The sequence below is a fragment of the Blastococcus sp. SYSU D00820 genome, assembly GCF_054050695.1.
In genome coordinates this window covers 153,380-169,218 of sequence record NZ_JBJGZW010000005.1, presented here as the reverse complement: position 1 = coordinate 169,218, position 15,839 = coordinate 153,380, and the positions used below count along the sequence as shown (strand labels likewise).

Annotated in this window: 13 protein-coding genes; 9 read left to right on the top strand and 4 right to left on the bottom strand. The window is 66.2% G+C overall.

Translation table 11 applies throughout. The features are described 5' to 3' along the window. Window positions 1–189 precede the first annotated feature (189 nt). Window positions 190–1,722: an O-antigen ligase family protein gene (locus ACI79R_RS08700; protein ID WP_456573199.1), complete on the top strand. Its 1,533-nt coding sequence runs from the start codon at window positions 190–192 to the stop codon at window positions 1,720–1,722. 318 nt (window positions 1,723–2,040) lie between these two features. Here ACI79R_RS08700 and ACI79R_RS08695 read toward each other — a convergent pair whose 3' ends face one another. Beyond that, window positions 2,041–2,976 (bottom strand): glycosyltransferase, encoded by a 936-nt coding sequence (locus ACI79R_RS08695; RefSeq protein WP_456573198.1) that lies wholly within the window; start codon window positions 2,974–2,976, stop codon window positions 2,041–2,043. Window positions 2,977–3,139: 163 nt separating this feature from the next. Between ACI79R_RS08695 and ACI79R_RS08690 the strand changes: the two genes are divergently transcribed. The 8 genes from ACI79R_RS08690 to ACI79R_RS08655 all read left to right on the top strand — a co-directional run bounded on the left by ACI79R_RS08690 (window position 3,140) and on the right by ACI79R_RS08655 (window position 12,677). Continuing rightward, on the top strand, window positions 3,140–4,177 hold the full coding sequence (locus ACI79R_RS08690) for a glycosyltransferase family 4 protein (protein WP_456573226.1): 1,038 nt from the start codon (window positions 3,140–3,142) through the stop codon (window positions 4,175–4,177). After that, window positions 4,170–5,222: a glycosyltransferase gene (locus ACI79R_RS08685; RefSeq protein ID WP_456573197.1), complete on the top strand. Its 1,053-nt coding sequence runs from the start codon at window positions 4,170–4,172 to the stop codon at window positions 5,220–5,222. Before ACI79R_RS08690 ends, ACI79R_RS08685 begins: the two co-directional genes overlap by 8 nt. A gap of 223 nt (window positions 5,223–5,445) precedes the next feature. Beyond that, window positions 5,446–6,264, top strand: coding sequence for a glycosyltransferase family 4 protein (locus tag ACI79R_RS08680; protein WP_456573196.1), 819 nt, complete (start codon window positions 5,446–5,448; stop codon window positions 6,262–6,264). After that, window positions 6,261–7,700, top strand: coding sequence for an oligosaccharide flippase family protein (locus tag ACI79R_RS08675; protein WP_456573195.1), 1,440 nt, complete (start codon window positions 6,261–6,263; stop codon window positions 7,698–7,700). The genes ACI79R_RS08680 and ACI79R_RS08675 overlap by 4 nt, the downstream gene beginning before the upstream one ends. Further along, on the top strand, window positions 7,648–8,523 hold the full coding sequence (locus ACI79R_RS08670) for a glycosyltransferase family 2 protein (RefSeq protein ID WP_456573194.1): 876 nt from the start codon (window positions 7,648–7,650) through the stop codon (window positions 8,521–8,523). Before ACI79R_RS08675 ends, ACI79R_RS08670 begins: the two co-directional genes overlap by 53 nt. A 549-nt stretch (window positions 8,524–9,072) precedes the next feature. Beyond that, window positions 9,073–10,503, top strand: a complete 1,431-nt coding sequence (locus tag ACI79R_RS08665) for a polysaccharide biosynthesis tyrosine autokinase (RefSeq protein ID WP_456573193.1) — start codon at window positions 9,073–9,075, stop codon at window positions 10,501–10,503. A 24-nt stretch (window positions 10,504–10,527) separates the two neighbouring features. Beyond that, window positions 10,528–12,375, top strand: a complete 1,848-nt coding sequence (locus ACI79R_RS08660) for an ABC transporter ATP-binding protein (protein WP_456573192.1) — start codon at window positions 10,528–10,530, stop codon at window positions 12,373–12,375. A gap of 143 nt (window positions 12,376–12,518) precedes the next feature. Next, window positions 12,519–12,677 carry a lasso RiPP family leader peptide-containing protein gene (locus tag ACI79R_RS08655; protein ID WP_456573191.1) on the top strand — a complete coding sequence of 53 codons (159 nt, stop codon included), beginning with the start codon at window positions 12,519–12,521 and terminating at the stop codon, window positions 12,675–12,677. 16 nt (window positions 12,678–12,693) lie between these two features. Here the strand turns inward: ACI79R_RS08655 and ACI79R_RS08650 are convergent, their stop codons facing one another. From ACI79R_RS08650 to ACI79R_RS08640, 3 genes are read right to left on the bottom strand one after another with little or no spacing between them, the layout of a single operon-like run. Then, a complete protein-coding gene (locus tag ACI79R_RS08650) occupies window positions 12,694–14,427 on the bottom strand; it encodes an asparagine synthase-related protein (protein WP_456573190.1) in 1,734 nt (577 codons plus the stop codon). Beyond that, window positions 14,424–15,035: a lasso peptide biosynthesis B2 protein gene (locus ACI79R_RS08645; protein WP_456573189.1), complete on the bottom strand. Its 612-nt coding sequence runs from the start codon at window positions 15,033–15,035 to the stop codon at window positions 14,424–14,426. The genes ACI79R_RS08650 and ACI79R_RS08645 overlap by 4 nt, the downstream gene beginning before the upstream one ends. After that, window positions 14,918–15,706 (bottom strand): hypothetical protein, encoded by a 789-nt coding sequence (locus tag ACI79R_RS08640; protein ID WP_456573188.1) that lies wholly within the window; start codon window positions 15,704–15,706, stop codon window positions 14,918–14,920. Before ACI79R_RS08640 ends, ACI79R_RS08645 begins: the two co-directional genes overlap by 118 nt. Window positions 15,707–15,839: the final 133 nt, after the last annotated feature.

The following is a 15,839-nucleotide window of genomic DNA, read 5'->3' as shown; positions in this document are numbered from 1 at the left end:
ATCGACCCATGGCGCGACGACCGGCGCTCCGACATCGAAGCGAGCGACTATGGCGGCGACATCGTCCCCACGGCTACGGGCGAGCAGCAGCCGTGGTGCACGAACGCGGCCACGTGCCCTGTTACGACAGACTGCTGGATGCCGGAGATGTCCGGAACATGGGGCCACATGGCGGGGCGCTGACGAGCGGTGCCGTCGATCGCTTGCCACGCCCTCGTGCTCGATCTCGATTACGTAGCGTCTACCTACGATGTGACAGTGCAGACGCCGTCAGCGAGGCTCACCGCCTACTTAGCGCTTGCCGCCGCTGCGCTCGCCGCCGCGGCGGCGGTCGTTCTGATCGCCATGCCTACTCTGTTGGCCGCTTCGCTTGTCCTCGTGGCGCTGGCGACCTTAATCGCCAAGCCCTCGCTCAGCGTGTACGCCAGCATTGCGCTTGGGCTCGCCACCCTGCCGGCAGCCATACCCACAGCGATCCATCCGGGTCCCTATACAATCTATCTGTTCGAGATACCGCTAGCTATCGCGGCGGCGTACACAGCGGTGCGAGTACGTCCTGGCACGGGCCGGCGAGTGGCCGCAGCCATCGCCATTTTATGCGTGACGTACATCGTAGGCTTGGTGACTGAGACTGACCAGATACGCCGAGTTGCGGAATTCCAGAGCCTCCTGGACCTCGTAACCGCCCTGTACGTCGCGTCTGGCATCCGCAAGTGGGGGATTCATAAGCAAGTGCAACGCGTCGTCGCCGGCGTGCTGCTCTGGTCCGCGGCGATGGTTCTCCTTGCCGCTCTCGGCGTCATAGACGTGGGCGGTCGCACAGAAACCGCCCACCTGGGCGACCAGGCGTTCGAGGCCACCAGGCTGCTCACCAATACTCAATTCTTGGCGCTTGCGGTAGCAGTGGGCTGCTTGGTCCGAGTCGTGACGGGACGCGAAAACTTCGGTGCGCTATCCCTTTTCGCCGCACCTTCCCTCGTGATACTCCTGCTTAGCTTCTCCCGCAACACCCTCCTGGGCCTGTTGGTGGCGATCGCCGTAGCGGTGGCCTTTAGTGGGCATCGAGTGAGGAAGATCGTGCGCGGAGTGACGGGCCTAATAGCAGCAGCGACCCTGGTTTGGGTAGTGGCCTGGCTGAGTCAAGGTACAGCTTTTGCCGCTTGGCTAGCGGAGCAGGGTAGGGCCTACAAGGAGCGCGTGTTTGGTGGACTAACGGATGGGGGCCTTCAATTCGACCCTTCCGCCGGTGCGCGACGCCGCGAGACGACGAACCTGTTGAACCATCTGAGTGATCAGCCGCTCACCGGACACGGGCTTGGTTACGCTTACCAACCGGCCTTCGGCAGCGGCTTCGATGCCACCCTCGGCCCATACTACGCACACAACTTCTGGCTTTGGCTTCTCGTGAAGGCAGGATTCCCCTTAGCTATAGGCTTTGCCCTCGCCATTTCAGGACCTCTTCTCAACCGGCACGCTTGGAACAGTCGTGCGGCTGTCGCGGCGGCCGCTGCTAGTGCAGCCTTGCTCATCATCTGCTTCGTCGCGCCGCTTCCGCTGGACAACTGGAACAGTCTGGCACTGGGACTAACTCTGGGCGTACTTGCCGGTGAGGTGCAGCATGGTAGGCAGGGCAAGCTGCGCTCGGTTCGAGGCGCTTCTTCCGGTTCGGGCTGCGTAGAAGGCTTCGGTCCAGTCGGCGGAATCAAGATGCAACGGGGGTAGCGCGGCTCGGTACGTCTGTCGCTCGCGACTGCGATCCTCACTCGAGATCCCCTGAGGGTCCCACCGGGCGATTGCCCACTGCGCAATGCGATATCAAAACACAACGGTGTGCCGGGCCAGTTCTCCTCGTCGACCGAACCTGCCTCTCGCAGGGCGTCAGACGACGCTATGTTCAACGCAAAATTTGCTGGTGGTCATCTACCGACCGCCACGACCAGACCGTCTTGAGGCCGAGCGCACCCGCGGTTTCGCTCCTGCCCTGAATAGCTCGTCTCATCGCCCTAGCGCCACAGCCTGCCGACGGGCGGAGGACCAACCTCACGACCAATCTTCGAGGGTCAAGTCTGATTGCTGGATCTCCCCGGACTCGCGCCACCTTGCCAACCCTTTGTTAGCGAGAAGTTCGGCGATCTGCTCCTGATGATCGTCTACATGCTCGCCGCGACTAGCACGACGAGGCACAACGATCGGCTCCAGCCCGAGCTCGAGAGCTTGAAGCACCGTTCCGACTCCTGCATGGGTCACCAGTATGTCGCACCATCGCATCCACTCCGACATCGTGTCGCCACTTACCTCGAGCGCCACTTCGCCCGGTAGGTCGGCGTAGGTCGTTGCTCCCACTTGCCAACGCACTTCGTGCCGAGGGCTGAGCAGCTTCTTCACGTTCTCCACAAGCGAATCGAAACGATATGGCTTGATCGTTCCGAGCGTTACGAAGACGCGTATGGTCTCCCGGTCGTCCTGCACGATCGGCCGTTGGCCAGAAACCAAGGCGTCCAAGACGCTCACGTCATGGGCCCACTTCCCGCCTGCCCAATGCTCGTGTTGGGTGAAGAGATGCACCCATGGCATCCTCTCCAATATGCGACCGGACAGGGACGGGCCTGAAGTCCGCGCTATGCTCTCGACATAATAGAAGGGCGTTCGGGTGAGGCGCGCTGCAATGGCGGCGGCTGGCGCAATCGCCGCGCCCGTGCTCACTACGCCGCCGAACGGCCTCGCGCGCATGGCGCGCACCAATGGCCTAACTGCGCGCAGCGCGCCGGCCCAGTCGCGCGGTCTCAGATAGGGAACGTACGTGACCGACTGGTCGGCCAGCAGCGCCTGGCTTTGTGCATTGGCGAAAGTGATCCAATGCGAGTCGCCACGGGCCTCGAGAGCTCGGGCCAATAGTCGAGCCTGCTGCAAGTGCCCGCCTGTGGACGCCACCATCAGCAGTGTCTCGCCGCGCGGGAGTCGTCGTGCTGCGTTCATAGGCACTCCTCTTGCGCGGTGGAGTCGCCCACCATGGATCAAGGGTAGGGTAACCTAACGCCGCGTTCATGTTGCCGCTGTGGCGGCAACAGGAACGCATGCCCCTAGGCAGCGACGGACGTTCGTCCCCAACGATACAGAACTCCGGAGGGCGTCCTTGCGAGTGCTCATCCTTGCTCCGTGGTTCCGAAATCTGGCACGCATTCATGCCAACGAGCTCGAGCGCGCTGGCTACCGGGTGCAAATAATCACCACCTCGGCGCAGCGTCCGAGCGCTTTCGACGCCCGGTCAGACGAGCTAGTGCTCGAGCCGCGTCTGCGGTCTTCGCGTGTGGCGGCAGGTGTCTTCGCGGCTCACCGGGTGGTCCGATCGTTCGAGCCAGATGTGATCCTGGCCGATGACACATGGGATCCGCGCTTCGCGTTCATCAAGTGCGGCGCTACTCCCCGTGTCGTCGTCGTGCACGACGTCGACCCTCATGACGACGCACATCGCCTCGGCGTTTGGAAGCGGGTGACAATGGAACGACATCGGCGCCGGGCGTCGATGTTGGCCGCCTTCAGCAACTTCACCGAGTCGGCGCTACGTCGATATTGCCTTCCGGTGGTGCGTCTGGCGCTAGCGAGTGAAGTGTCAGCGCTCAGCCCGGAGCGACCGAGCGCGGGTCGGCAGGGCTTTCTCTTCTTCGGTCGGGCCTCGTACTACAAGGGAGTCGACTTCCTTCTTGACGCGTGGAGGCAGGCGAGACCCCATCTGCCGCCCGGGGAAACCCTGACCTTCCTCGTGTCCGGGAGCCAAGCCGACGGCTCGCTGGCGCAGTGGGACGACTCGTCCGACGTGCGAGTGATCCGTGGCAGCTACACCGATGATGACCTGGCGCTGCACCTCGGCTCTGTCCGAGCGGTTGTCCTGCCATACCGTGAGGCGTCGCAGAGTGGGGTTCAAGTGGTCGCTCACCAGTTCGGGGTGCCAGCCATCGTGACGCGCGTGGGGGCCCTGCCTGAATACCAGGCCGACGAGGAGCCCGTGGTCCCGTTCGGATCGGTCGACGAACTGGCGGACGCCATGGTGGACCTTCTGGACGACTGCAAGCAGCGAGAGTTGGCCAGACGGGTACTGGAGGAATACGAGGAGAACCACAGTAGGGAAGCGGTCGCTCGCCGACTTGTCGAAGCCCTGAAAATCGCAAGCAATGCATAGAGTGGTGATTACGTCCAACACGCTGTCGCTCGGGGGTGCTGAGAGACAGCGTGTGGCGTTGGCGAATGCGCTTGGGGCTGGCGGTGACGCCGTGGAGCTCAGGCTCCTCCAGTCCGGCGGGCCTCTTGAGAGCGCGGTCGACACGAGGTTGGTGACCTTGAATCGCGTCCGGAATTATGCTGCAGTGGGATGGCCGTCCTCGCCGAGCGTGATAATAACTGGCACGACGAACACCGAGATCATGCACGGATGGCTGTTCAAGTTGGCATCAAAAGGTCGAGCGAAGTGGATAGTTGCGGTGCACAATCCCACGAGGGGTGGGACGACACCGTTCTCGCGTTTCGTGAGCGCCGGCATCCGAGCGGCAGATGCTGTAATCCTGCTGAGTGAGAAGCAACGATCCGACCTATCGCACATCCGGATGCGCAGAGTGTCAGTGATCCCTAACGGGATCGACGTCGCTCCGTATCGACACGCTAGGTACCTCACTCGCGACAATGTGGTGCTGTCCGGACCTGAACCGCCTGTCAGGCTCGTGTTCATCGGACGCCTTGTACCACAGAAAGGTTTGGACCTTCTACTGAGCGCGCTGCGGGAGTGCCTCGACCTGGCATGGACCTTGGTGGTCGTGGGAGACGGGCCGTGCCGCGCACTCCAGACCGACGAGTCGTTCGCGGACGTCCTCAGCAGGGTCCAATGGCACGGCAGTAAGTCCGCCGAAGGCGTCCTGTGGCAGAGCGACATGTTGGTGGCGCCCTCCCGGAACGAGGCATATCCGCTTGTATTGTTGGAGGCTGCCGCGGCCGGCCTACCGTTTGTTGCCACTGACGTTGGCGCCGTCTCTGAGATCGCGTCGAAAGCGGCAGCCGTCCTGTGTGACGCGGACGTGCGATCCTTGGCGGAGGCCATCAGAGAGGCTCTGGCGCACTACCCCGCATTGGCTGCCAAGGCTCGCATGCTGCGCGAGTCGGCATGGGAGAACTTCGATCGGTCGATGATGGTGGGCGGGTACAGGGCGCTGCTCGACAGGCTCGTCGGTGTCTGAAGCGGATGTCCGCGTGGTCCATGTGGGCCCCAGCGTGCGAGATGTCGGGGGTATATCGAGCGTCATCGCGACGTACGTTGCGGCTGGCCCTGAAGTCGGATTGCCCTCCACTGCGATAGCGTCCTTCTCCAGCAAGGACTCGCGCGCGCAGTCGTTACGCCGTTGGGCGACTGCAATGCGTGGTGTCATTAGCTTCGCTCGAGGCGAACGTGGAGTGCTGCATGTGCACATCTCGCAAAAGGGATCGCTGCTGAGAGAGGGGATATTCCTCCGCCTAGCGAGAGCGCTGCGTTTGCCGCGGGTCGTCACCATTCACGGGTCTAGCTTCGTGTCGTTCGCCAAGCGATGGCCGCGGGCGACTCGACTGGCCCTCAGGCCAGCTTCCGCAATACTCTGCCTGACCGATGAAACGGCGGAAATGGTGAGGCGGCTCCTTCCGTCGGCAGATGTCAGAAGAGTGGTCAATGCCATCGCAGTAGATGCGTCTACGGAGCCATTGTCGCCAGTGCCTACGGCCTGCTTCGTCGGCGAGGTGGGGCGTCGGAAGGGCGTCGACGTGTTGGTCAAAGCCTGGCCAGAGGTGAGGCGGCGGGTGCCCGACGCCCGCCTCCTGCTGGCGGGCCCGGTCCCGGTGGGTGCTGACGACCTGCTTGCTGACGCGGTGGCATTGCCTGGCGTGCAGTACGTCGGCGTGCTGGATGTCCCCCAGGCGCAGGCGCTCATGCGCTCCTCTTGGTTGCTGGTTCTGCCCTCGAGGGCAGAGGCGCTCCCGCGTAGCCTCCTCGAGGCCATGGCCTGCGGCAGGCCGGTTGTCGCAACGGCTGTCGGGGACGTCGGCACTCTCGTGGACGCGTCTGTGGGCCGGCTGGCTGAGCTGCGGGAGGACGAGATCGCAAATGCCATGGCGACTCTGCTCAACGACGGTGACTTGTCCTATGAACTCGGCTCCGCTGCTCGACGCCGCGTAGAAGTTGACTACTCGCTGGGTGCCCACCTGGTGCAGCTGCGGGCCATCTATGCCAGCTTGAGGCATAGACCGTGACAGAATCGACTCGACCGGGTCTGGGCCGTCTGTTAGGTCAGCAGGCGCTCGGGCGTGTTGCGTCACTCTCCCTGGCGTTTGCCGGTGTCTTGGTCAGTTCGCGTTACCTAGGTGTCGAAGATTTCGGCCGGCTCAGCGCTGCGCTCGCAACCGTGGGCCTCCTGTCCGCCTTCACCGACTTCGGGGTGAATGCGGTGGTCGTCCGGAGGCAGGCTGGCGGTGGATCTCTCGATCGGCTGATTGCCACTTCCTTGGGCCTGTCGCTGGCGATACTCCTGCCACTCTCGGGCGTGGCGGTGCTGCTCGCTTGCCTCATCTATGCAGATGACGAAACAGCCCGTTCTCTAACGCTCGCCTTAATTCCTTACCTCGTGCTGTCGGGGGTTGGGTCATCCCTGTTGCCAGTATTTCAGGTCGCGGAGGATTTCAAGGGCTCCGCTGCGGCTGAGACGGTCTCGGCCGCCGTCACTCTGGTCGGCTGCGCTCTGGTGGCGGCGCTCTCGGGTCCCGTGTTGGCCTTCGCTATCTGCACCGACGCCGCTGCGCTAGCTCGACTCGCAGTTCTGTGGGCAACTGCCCGGAAAGTGTCGAGGATTCGAGTCTCCGGGTCCGTCGCGAGTTGGCTCAGCTTGCTCCGCGAAGCGAGCCCCCTGGGGCTGGCGATGTTGATCGGAATACTCTATCTGCGACTCGACATGGTTCTCCTATCGGCTTTGTCGCCGCCAAGTCAAGTCGGGGTTTACGGGCTCGCGTATCGACTCTTGGGTGTTGCGGCGAGCATCCCGAATCTCGTCGCGTCCAGTGTTCTCTTCCGACTCTCAAAGACGGCGGTGGGAGGGAGTCGTCGGGAGTTGCGGCTTGGTGTGCGGGACTCCCTCGCAATCACCAACAGATGGATGGCTCCTGCGGTGATTGGCGGTGCCTTCGTGGCAGACCGCCTCATGGAGTCAGTGGGCGGGGCGGAGTTCCGTGCGGGAGGCGTCGTCTTAGCACTTCTCTTGGCTTCGGCGGGGTTCACCGCCCTCAACTTGACGCTCGGGAGCGTTCTGATCGCGATAGGCCGGAACAAACTGCTGGTGACCCTCGGCTTGACTTCGTTGATCCCGAACGTGGCGCTCAATGTTGTGCTCATCCCTCACTTCGGCGCCTTAGCTGCGGCCGCGGTACTGGCTGGCACCGAAGCCCTGGCTTGTGGAATTGCGGCGTGGTGCTGCAGGGGCTTCCTGACAGTCGGGGTGCTGGCGAACTTCCTGCTTCTCGCGCCTGCCCTGGGGTCGATGCTGTTCGCTCTGCATCTCGGCGCAGCCCTCTCCGTGTTCCTGCAGGTGCCGATCGCTGGGGCAGTGTTCTTGGTTGTGCAATGGATCGTAGAGAGGGTGCGGCATGGACGGGATGGCGTGGCCGACTGTGGTGATCGTGAGCTATCGAAGTCCTGAGTTGCTGCGAACGTGTCTGCGATCCCTGTCTCAACATGCCCCGCTATGGCCGGTTGCAGTAGTGGACAACTTGTCCGACCGGAGTGGCGACGTGCGGGAGTTGTCGCGGGACTTTCCCAACGTCAAGTGGACCTTCAACGCCGAGAACTTGGGCTTCGGAGCTGCGGTCAACGCTGCGACGCGTGACTTGGTGGGGGACTTCCTGTTGCTCAACCCCGACGCAGAGTTGCTGGCGTCACCGGTTGGGCTTGCTGAACTGCTCCGCGCTCGACCGGATGTGGGTGCTGTCGGGCCGCTGTGCGAGGGGTATGGCGTGGAGCCATGGGATGTTGCTCATCGTCAGATCGGGCCCGTCCGAGCACTCGTGTCGGCGTCCGGATACGCCCACCGCTTGCGGGGTTGGCGCGCTTCTGACTTGTATGCGGACCTGCCCGAGTCGGGGGTCGGATACCTGACAGGGTCTTGTCTGCTGGTGCGCGGTTCGGCATGGAGGAGTGTGGGCGCGTTCGACGAGCGCTTCTTCCTCTACTCCGAGGAGGTGGACTGGTGCAGGAGGGCCCGTCAGGCCGGCTGGCGCCTAGTGCTGCATCCGCAACGCTTGGTGCGGCATGCCCCGGCCGGCACGGTGTCGGACTCCCCATCGCTGATGTCAAGGAGTGAGTTGCTCCTGCAAGAGTCGCAAAAGATGTACATCGACAAGCATTTCAACATGTTGAGCCGCGGGCTGTACCGGGCCGGGATGTGGGCTATGCACAGGTTGCAGCGAAGCAAGCGCGGAAGGAAGTCCAGTGGCTCTGACGCGGCGCCGCGAAGGAGCCATTGAGTTTCGAAGCAGTCAGGGGCCGGGCGGATACTCGGGTCGTGTGAGCTTTCTGACCTCAGCAAGTCCCGTTGCGATATTCCAGGTCTCGGCCTCTTCGATCTTGGACTCTCGGCGGTATAAGACTTGGTCCTTACTAGCGTCGCTCAAGCGACAGTCGGACACGGTCCTGGGGTCGCGCAATCTGAAGTCCTGCAGCGAAGCAGTTGTCAGAGTGTCGGTCCCCCCGGAACTCACAGTCGTTGCTTGTGGCGGCGCTACGTGTTGGTGACGGCGGCCACAGTCCTTGCTCGTGTGGTGCGTCGCCTTCAAATGTCGAGCAGGCGGGCGTGTGAGGGCCCCGTAGGCTGGCGGGCGTCAGGACCTTCGGTGTCGATACGGCTGGCCGTCGTCCCAGCGCAGGGCTTTGGTTCGGAGCTCGGACTGTGAGTGGCCAGTTCGGGCGGGTCAAGGCTCGCGCGGTCTCGCTCCGGCGGGGGACTGTGACTTGACCGGCTCAGGCTCTCGGGGTGCTGTAAGAACAGCCGGTTGTTGTCGAGACGGGGAGCGGCAGTGGAACTGCGCGATGTCCTGGCCGCTCTACGAGCCACGTGGTGGCTGCCCGTCATAGGGTTGATCGCGGGGAGCGTCGCGGCCCTCCTGTTCAGTCTGACGCGGACGCCGTTGTACACATCAAGCACGCAGCTGTTCGTGTCGGCACGTGACTCGTTCTCGAGCGCAGATGCGTTCGAAGGATCGTTGCTAGCCCAGGCGCGTGTGACGTCCTACGCCGACCTGATCGTTGGCGATGAGCTGGCGTCCCGGGTAGAGGATCGGCTAGGTCTCGAGGAGACGGGCCTCACGAGTGCCATCACGGCTGAGGCGTCCGCGGACACGGTCCTCATCGATGTTGAGGTCACTGACCCCTCGCCGGAGCAGGCACAGCGGGTGGCAGACGCCGTCGGTGCCGAGTTCATCGAGTTCGTCGGCGAGCTCGAGGCACCCGACGGCGAGGGAGTCTCGCCTGTACGGGTGACGGTGACGGACGAGGCCGATGTGCCCGAGTCGCCGACCAGTCCACTGACCCGGCGGAACGTCCTACTCGGCGCCTTGGTGGGCTTGGTCGTCGGGGGCGGGCTCGCGGTTCTTCGTGCACGACTCGATCGCACGGTCAAGGACGTCGAAGAAACGGCGAGGCTGGCCGGAGCCCCCGTGATCGGCACGGTGCTGAAGAGCGATGCCCTGGACAAGGTGCACACCATCGACCGGGTCGGGGACAGTCGCACCACCGAGGATTTCCGTCAGCTGCGTACCAACTTGCAGTTCCTCAACGTGGACGAGCCGCCCAAGGTCATCATGGTCTCGAGCGCCATCCCGTCGGAGGGCAAGACGACGCTCGTCATCAACCTCGCGCTCGCTCTGGCCGATGCGGGACAGCAGGTCACCGTCATCGAGGCGGACCTCCGGCGCCCGAAGGTGACGCGCTATCTGGGACTCGTCGGCGGCGTCGGCCTGACCAACGTGCTCTCCGGCACGGCCGACGTGGCGGACGTCGTCCAGACCTACCGCGAGAACCTCTCGGTCATCGCGGCCGGCCCCAACCCGCCCAACCCCGGCGAGCTCCTCGCCAGCAAGCACATGTTCTCCCTGCTGGACAAGCTGCAGGGTGACAACGACTTCGTGCTCATCGACGCCCCGCCACTGCTTCCGGTGGCGGACGCATCCGGGCTCGCCGTCTACATGGACGGCGTCGTGCTCTCTGTGCACTACGGCAGCACCCGCAAGGACCAACTCGAGCAGGCCGCCGCACTGCTCCAGCGAGTGGGTGCCACGACCCTGGGTGTCGTCATGAACATCGTCCCTCCCAAGGCCGAGCTGGTCGCCGCCTACGGCTACGAGTACGGGTATGCGTCCACCGATGCGGGCTCGGGCAACGCGGGTAGTGGAACGCGACTCGGACGCCGATCGAAGAGCAAGGGCCGCACCGTCACCACGCGGTCATGAGCCCGCTGGCTGCGGCAGTCTGAGGTGGCGGCAGCTGAGCCGCGGGAGCCCGGGTCCGGGCCGGTCGATCGGCTGAGGAAGGCCGGCGCGGGGATCGGCGTCATCGTCGCGGCGGTTCGGTTGGTGTGGGCGGCGAGCCCTCTGCGGTGCGCTGTCACCTTCGGCGTCCAGGCGATGGCGTCGCTCTCGCTGCTCGTGCAGGTGCTGCTCGTCGACCAGGTTCTGTCGATCCTGACCGAGGCTCCCGGAACAGGGCGGCGCATCGGCGATGCGCTCCTGCCGGTCGCCATGCTCACCGTGGTGTCGACGGCGACCACCGTAGGGCTGGCGGCGGCCAACCTGCAGAACCGAGTGCTCGGCGACCTGGTCAACAGGGAGGTCTGGCGGAAGATCCTCGACGTCAGCTTCGGCGTCGACCTGGCCACGTACGAAGATCCCGAGTTCCACGACCAGGCGGCCAGGGTCCAGGCGAGTGCCGGCCCGCAGACGGAGGCCGTCGCCTACGGCGTCGTGCTGCTCGTGGGCGACGTCCTGGGCATCATCGCCGGCGCTGTCGGACTGTTCGCCGTGGCCCCCCTCCTGGCGCCGCTCCTGCTCCTGTCCGGGGTGCCACTGATCGTGGTCTCCCAGGTCGTGGGCCGCCGGGAGTTCGCCTTCGCGCTCCGGCAGAGCGAACCCACCCGGCGCCGGCACTACCTCGAAGCCGTTCTCGTCCAGCGCGAGCTCGCCAAGGAGGTTCGAGCCTTCGCCTTGCAATCGCGGCTGCGGGCCCGCTGGGAGCAGTACTACGACGCCTATCTCCGCGATACCCGGGAGCACGTCAACCGCCGGTTGCGCATGCTGCTCGCCGGTCACCTGATGGCCGCCCTGTTGTCGGGTGCTGCTCTGGTGCTGGCTGTCGTTCTCGTGGCTCGCGGATCGCTCAGCGTCGCCGCCGCCGGAGCGGCCTTGGTGGCACTGCGTCTGCTCGGTAGCCGAGTGTCCGGCGCGACGCAGAACGTCGGCACCATCTTCGAGGCGTCCCTCTTTTTGCGTGAGCTGGCGGGCTTCTACGCCCGACGGCCAGAAGCAGGCCGGCGAGCCGGTCTGGCTCGGGCGCCGGAGGAGTTCGAAGAAATCCGTGCGACGCGGATTTCCTTCACCTATCCGCGGGCGCCCCAACCTGCTCTCCGAGGTGTCTCGATCACCCTCCGCCGCGGCGAGGTGGTCGCGCTGGTGGGCGAGAACGGAAGTGGGAAATCGACCCTCGCCAAGTTGCTGGCCGATCTGTACGAGCCAGACGAAGGGATCATCACCTGGGACGATGTCGATCTGCGGTCGCTCGATCCGGAGTCGGTCCGCCGCAGGATGGCGATCATCTTCCAGGACTTCGCCCGGCTCAGGCTCAGCGCGCGGGACAACATCGCTCTGGGCGCGCTGGACGGGGAGGCCGACGAGCCCGCCGTCCGAAGAGCGGCCACGCAAGCCGACGCCGACGATTTCCTCGCTGCCCTGCCGCACGGATACGACACCGTGCTGAGCAAGGAGTTCAGCGGCGGAACGGATCTCTCGCTAGGGCAGTGGCAGCGCGTGGCGCTGGCGCGCGCATTCGTGCGGGATGCACCCCTCCTCATCCTCGACGAGCCCTCCGCGTCACTTGACCCGCGGGCGGAGTACGAGCTGTTCGAGCGCATTCGCACGCTGTTCGCCGACCGCACTGTGCTGTTGGTCTCGCACCGGTTCTCGACGGTGCGGCAGGCCGACCGCATCTACGTGCTGTCGCAGGGTCAGGTCCTGGAAGAGGGGAACCACGAGCACCTCATGGCTGCGCAAGGCGTCTACGCCGAGCTCTTCGACCTGCAGGCGCGTGCCTATCGGGATGACGGTGACTGAGCACGCCAGGGCCAGTTACCACGAGTAACCCGAGAGGTGGATTCACTGGAAAGTGGTGTCACTCACTCCCCGGTCGGTCTTCCGCGAGCCTGGTCACTGTTGTCACACTAGCCCCGACATCACGTCATCACGGGGAGACGATCATGAAGTACGCGACGCCTCAGCTGCGCAAGCTGGGCACCCTCTCGGAGCTGACCCTCGGGTCCGGCGGTAGCGCCGGCGACGGTGGTTCCAAGACGCGCGGCAAGAACCAGCCGGTTCAGGGGGCCAACAACCTGCTCGGTAACGTCGCCGGCAACTAGCCGGGACCTGCGAGGTTCAGTCTGCTCTCGTGCGGAACCACCGGTCCAGCTGATCCGTGCGGGCCAGGTGGAAGGCCGCAGAGGCGGCGGCGTCGCCTTGTGCGTGACGCAGTCGCGCCAAGGCTGCCGGCTCCAGCCAGCCTCGCTTACTCAGTGGACCGGCGGCGATCTCCCGCGCGCGGTCGTCGTCGGGCTGCTGCACCACTTCTGAAAACTCGGCCTTCGACTGCCGCTCGCGCACCATCGGTGGCAGTCGATCGCGGAACGCCGCGACTTGGAGCGCGCGGAAGTGCCCGCCGCGCACGGGGAACCACGGATCCAGCCCATAGGTCGCCTGGATGACGCGGGGGTCGAGGAGCGGGTGCGTCGTCCGCCATCTGCTGAGGTCGGCGACGATTGCGCCGTCCTCGAGGATCCGCGCAAGATAGCCGGACGTCAGCCCGTCGCAGCGTTCATCGACAGCCTCGACTCCCGTCACCGGCAGGGGACGGGACCTCAGGCGGTCGAGCAGTCCTGAGCGCCGCGCCGCTCGAGAGTCGACGTGCGGCGGGACGTGAGTCCGCCGCCGGGCGCGAAGGTGGCCGAGTGTGGGGCGCCACAGCTGCTGCCAGCTCGGCCAGGGAGCGGTGACCGTCGTCCGCGCCAGCCGCCACATCAAATCGCGGCGCCGCTGTTGCAGCGCGCTGACGATCAGGCTGGGCGTCGACATGGCGGTGAACGCGTCATCGCCGCCCAGGCCGCTCAGCGCGCTGGTCCGTCCCGCGTCCAGCAGCGCCCGGTGCAGCCCCACGGACATGGTGAAGTTGGGATCCGGCGGCGGACGCCGCAGGTCGTGCACCAGCCGGTCGGTCTCTTCCGCGGTGGGCAGCCACGGTGCGGCCGACACCGCTCGCAATCCCCAGTGCTCAAGCACGGCGTCCGAGAAGGTGCGCTCGTCCGCCCTCGGCCCCTCGAACAGCAGCCGGCCCGCGAGCACGTCGTCGTAACCAAACTCCACGAGCGTGCCCACGATCGCCGACGAGTCGATCCCTCCGCTCAACTCGCTGGTCGCGGCGCCGATGGCGCGCACCCGGTCGCGCACGGCCTCGTCCACCGCTGCCCGGGACCGCTCGACGGCCTCATCCCAGGAGACGTCCGGTTCGGCTCGGATGTCCCACCGGTGGTGCAGGCGCACGGAGTGGGCATCTCCTGTCGAGATCCACGTCGCGCCGGGCCCCAGGCTGGTGATACCGCGGTGCAGCGTCGGTCCGATGCTCCGCATGTCGCCGGCGAGGTAGGCGAGAGCTTCCACTTTGTCGACCGAGTCGTCGACCCACGACTGTGCGCAGAGGGTCGCGACCTCGCTCGCTCCGCTGTGGCGGACCCCGGAGCGGGCCTGGTACCAGGGCCGCACGCCCACCGGGTCCCGCGCGACCAGCAGCCGGCCCCTGCGCCGGTCGAGGACGATCGCGACGAAGTCCCCCAGGAGCCCGTCGGCCACACGCTCACCGGTCGACCTGTACCGATGGTGGAGCAGGTCGACGTGCGATCTGCCCTCCTCGAAGAGGTTGTGCAGATGACCGTCCAGCACGACCAGGACGTCGCCGTCGTCAGCGCTGGTGACCCAGCGGTGCTCCGCCGTCCACGCCACCGCGAGGCCCTCATGGGCGGCCCACGAGATGGACCCCCGCGCGATCCGGGACGCCAGTACCCGCCGCAACTCCTCGACGGCCGCGGCTCCTGACGCCACAGCGGCGGTGAACGGGTTCACACGATCCTCGCGAGGTAGCGCTCGGCGTCCCCGACCGAGAGCTGGACGTAGTCCGCGACCGCGGCGGCATCGTCGTTCAGCACGGTGTCGCCTGCTTGCACCCAGGCGTGCGCTTCCACGCCGGCCGGCCCGCGCCGGACCCCGATGTGGAGGGTCGCCCCCAGGCCGCACCGGTCGAGCTCGCGGAGCAGCGTGACCGACCGGCGGAGGCAGGTCGGCTGCACGGGGAGGAGCCCGAGTCCGGCGTCGACTGCCGCGACGACGGGGCCAGCTTCCTCCGCCGCGGCCGTCGGGAGCTCCGACCGGCCACGGAGGAGGGGACGTAGGCCGCGGCGCCTCAGCGTCGCGGTGACCCAGGCGCCGTCCCAGACCGATCGGCAGGCGCTCCACCGACGCCTTCGGCGAAGGGCGGCGACGAAGCGCCGGACGTCGGCGCTCGAGACCCGGCGGGGCCGGCGCGCGAGCAGGCCGATCCGCCGGCGGAGCCCGCTCACTGGTCCTCCTGGGCCCCGGACAACCCGATCCGCAGCTCCCTCTCCGCCGCCACCAGCCCGAGCTGGCCCCGGGGCACGTCGAGCACGGCGATGCGCACGGAATCGGCCACGCATGCGAGTCGGTCGACGACGGCGGAGAGGGACCGTCCTCCGCCGAGGTCCAGGTGGAACGTGTTCCGGAAGAGTGCCGCGTGGGCGTCGACACCACGCAGGGGATGCAGAGCCGCCGGCTGATCCGCGTCCACCGGGTGCACGACCGCGACCAGCGTCAGGGGCGCCGGTTGCAACCGGAAGGGCTCCGGTCCGGCGCCGTCCAGGCGCCGCTTGCCGACCACTTCCGTGCCCTCGGCCGGGTGCATGCCGAGCAAGCCGAGGGCGTCGGGCAACAGTCGCACGGTGGAGTACGTCGGCTCGGCGGTCAGTGGCGGCCCCAGGTCGAGGACCGCGCCGTCGTCCCCGCCCACCGTCCACCCGCGTTGGCCGGCGAACGCGGTCAGTGTGGACTTCCCGGACCCGGTCGGACCCATGAGCACGGCGGCTCGTTCGCCGAGGCTCACGACGGCCCCGTGCAGTACCATCTCGCCGCGGCGGGCGAGCACGAGCGGGAGCACGTGGTCGAGCACGAGGTGCTGTTCCAGGTCGGAGGCCAGCGGGCCCCCCATCACGATGCCGCCGTCGGTGTCCCGGACCTCGAACAGCACGTCGCCGTAGAACTCGACGACCAGTCGGTCGGGAAGCGACCAGAGCCGGCGCCACACGTCACCGTCGGCCGTCCGTGACTCCACCGCAGGGGTGTCCGGGAGGCCTACGGGGCCGATCCCCAGCAGCCGGAGGTCTCCGTCGATCGGCTCGGCTCCGGGCCGAACGATGCGCAGCCCCCGGGCCGCGTGGACCGCTTCGCCCGGTCGGGTCAGCACG

Excerpts from the sequence above, each read along its gene's own strand:
- ACI79R_RS08695 (WP_456573198.1), bottom strand. The coding sequence starts at position 2,976 with ATGAACGCAGCACGACGACTCCCGCGCGGCGAGACACTGCTGATGGTG.
- ACI79R_RS08685 (WP_456573197.1), top strand. The coding sequence starts at position 4,170 with ATGCATAGAGTGGTGATTACGTCCAACACGCTGTCGCTCGGGGGTGCT.
- ACI79R_RS08670 (WP_456573194.1), top strand. The coding sequence starts at position 7,648 with ATGGACGGGATGGCGTGGCCGACTGTGGTGATCGTGAGCTATCGAAGT.
- ACI79R_RS08655 (WP_456573191.1), top strand. The coding sequence starts at position 12,519 with ATGAAGTACGCGACGCCTCAGCTGCGCAAGCTGGGCACCCTCTCGGAG.
- ACI79R_RS08645 (WP_456573189.1), bottom strand. The coding sequence starts at position 15,035 with ATGCGTGGCCGATTCCGTGCGCATCGCCGTGCTCGACGTGCCCCGGGG.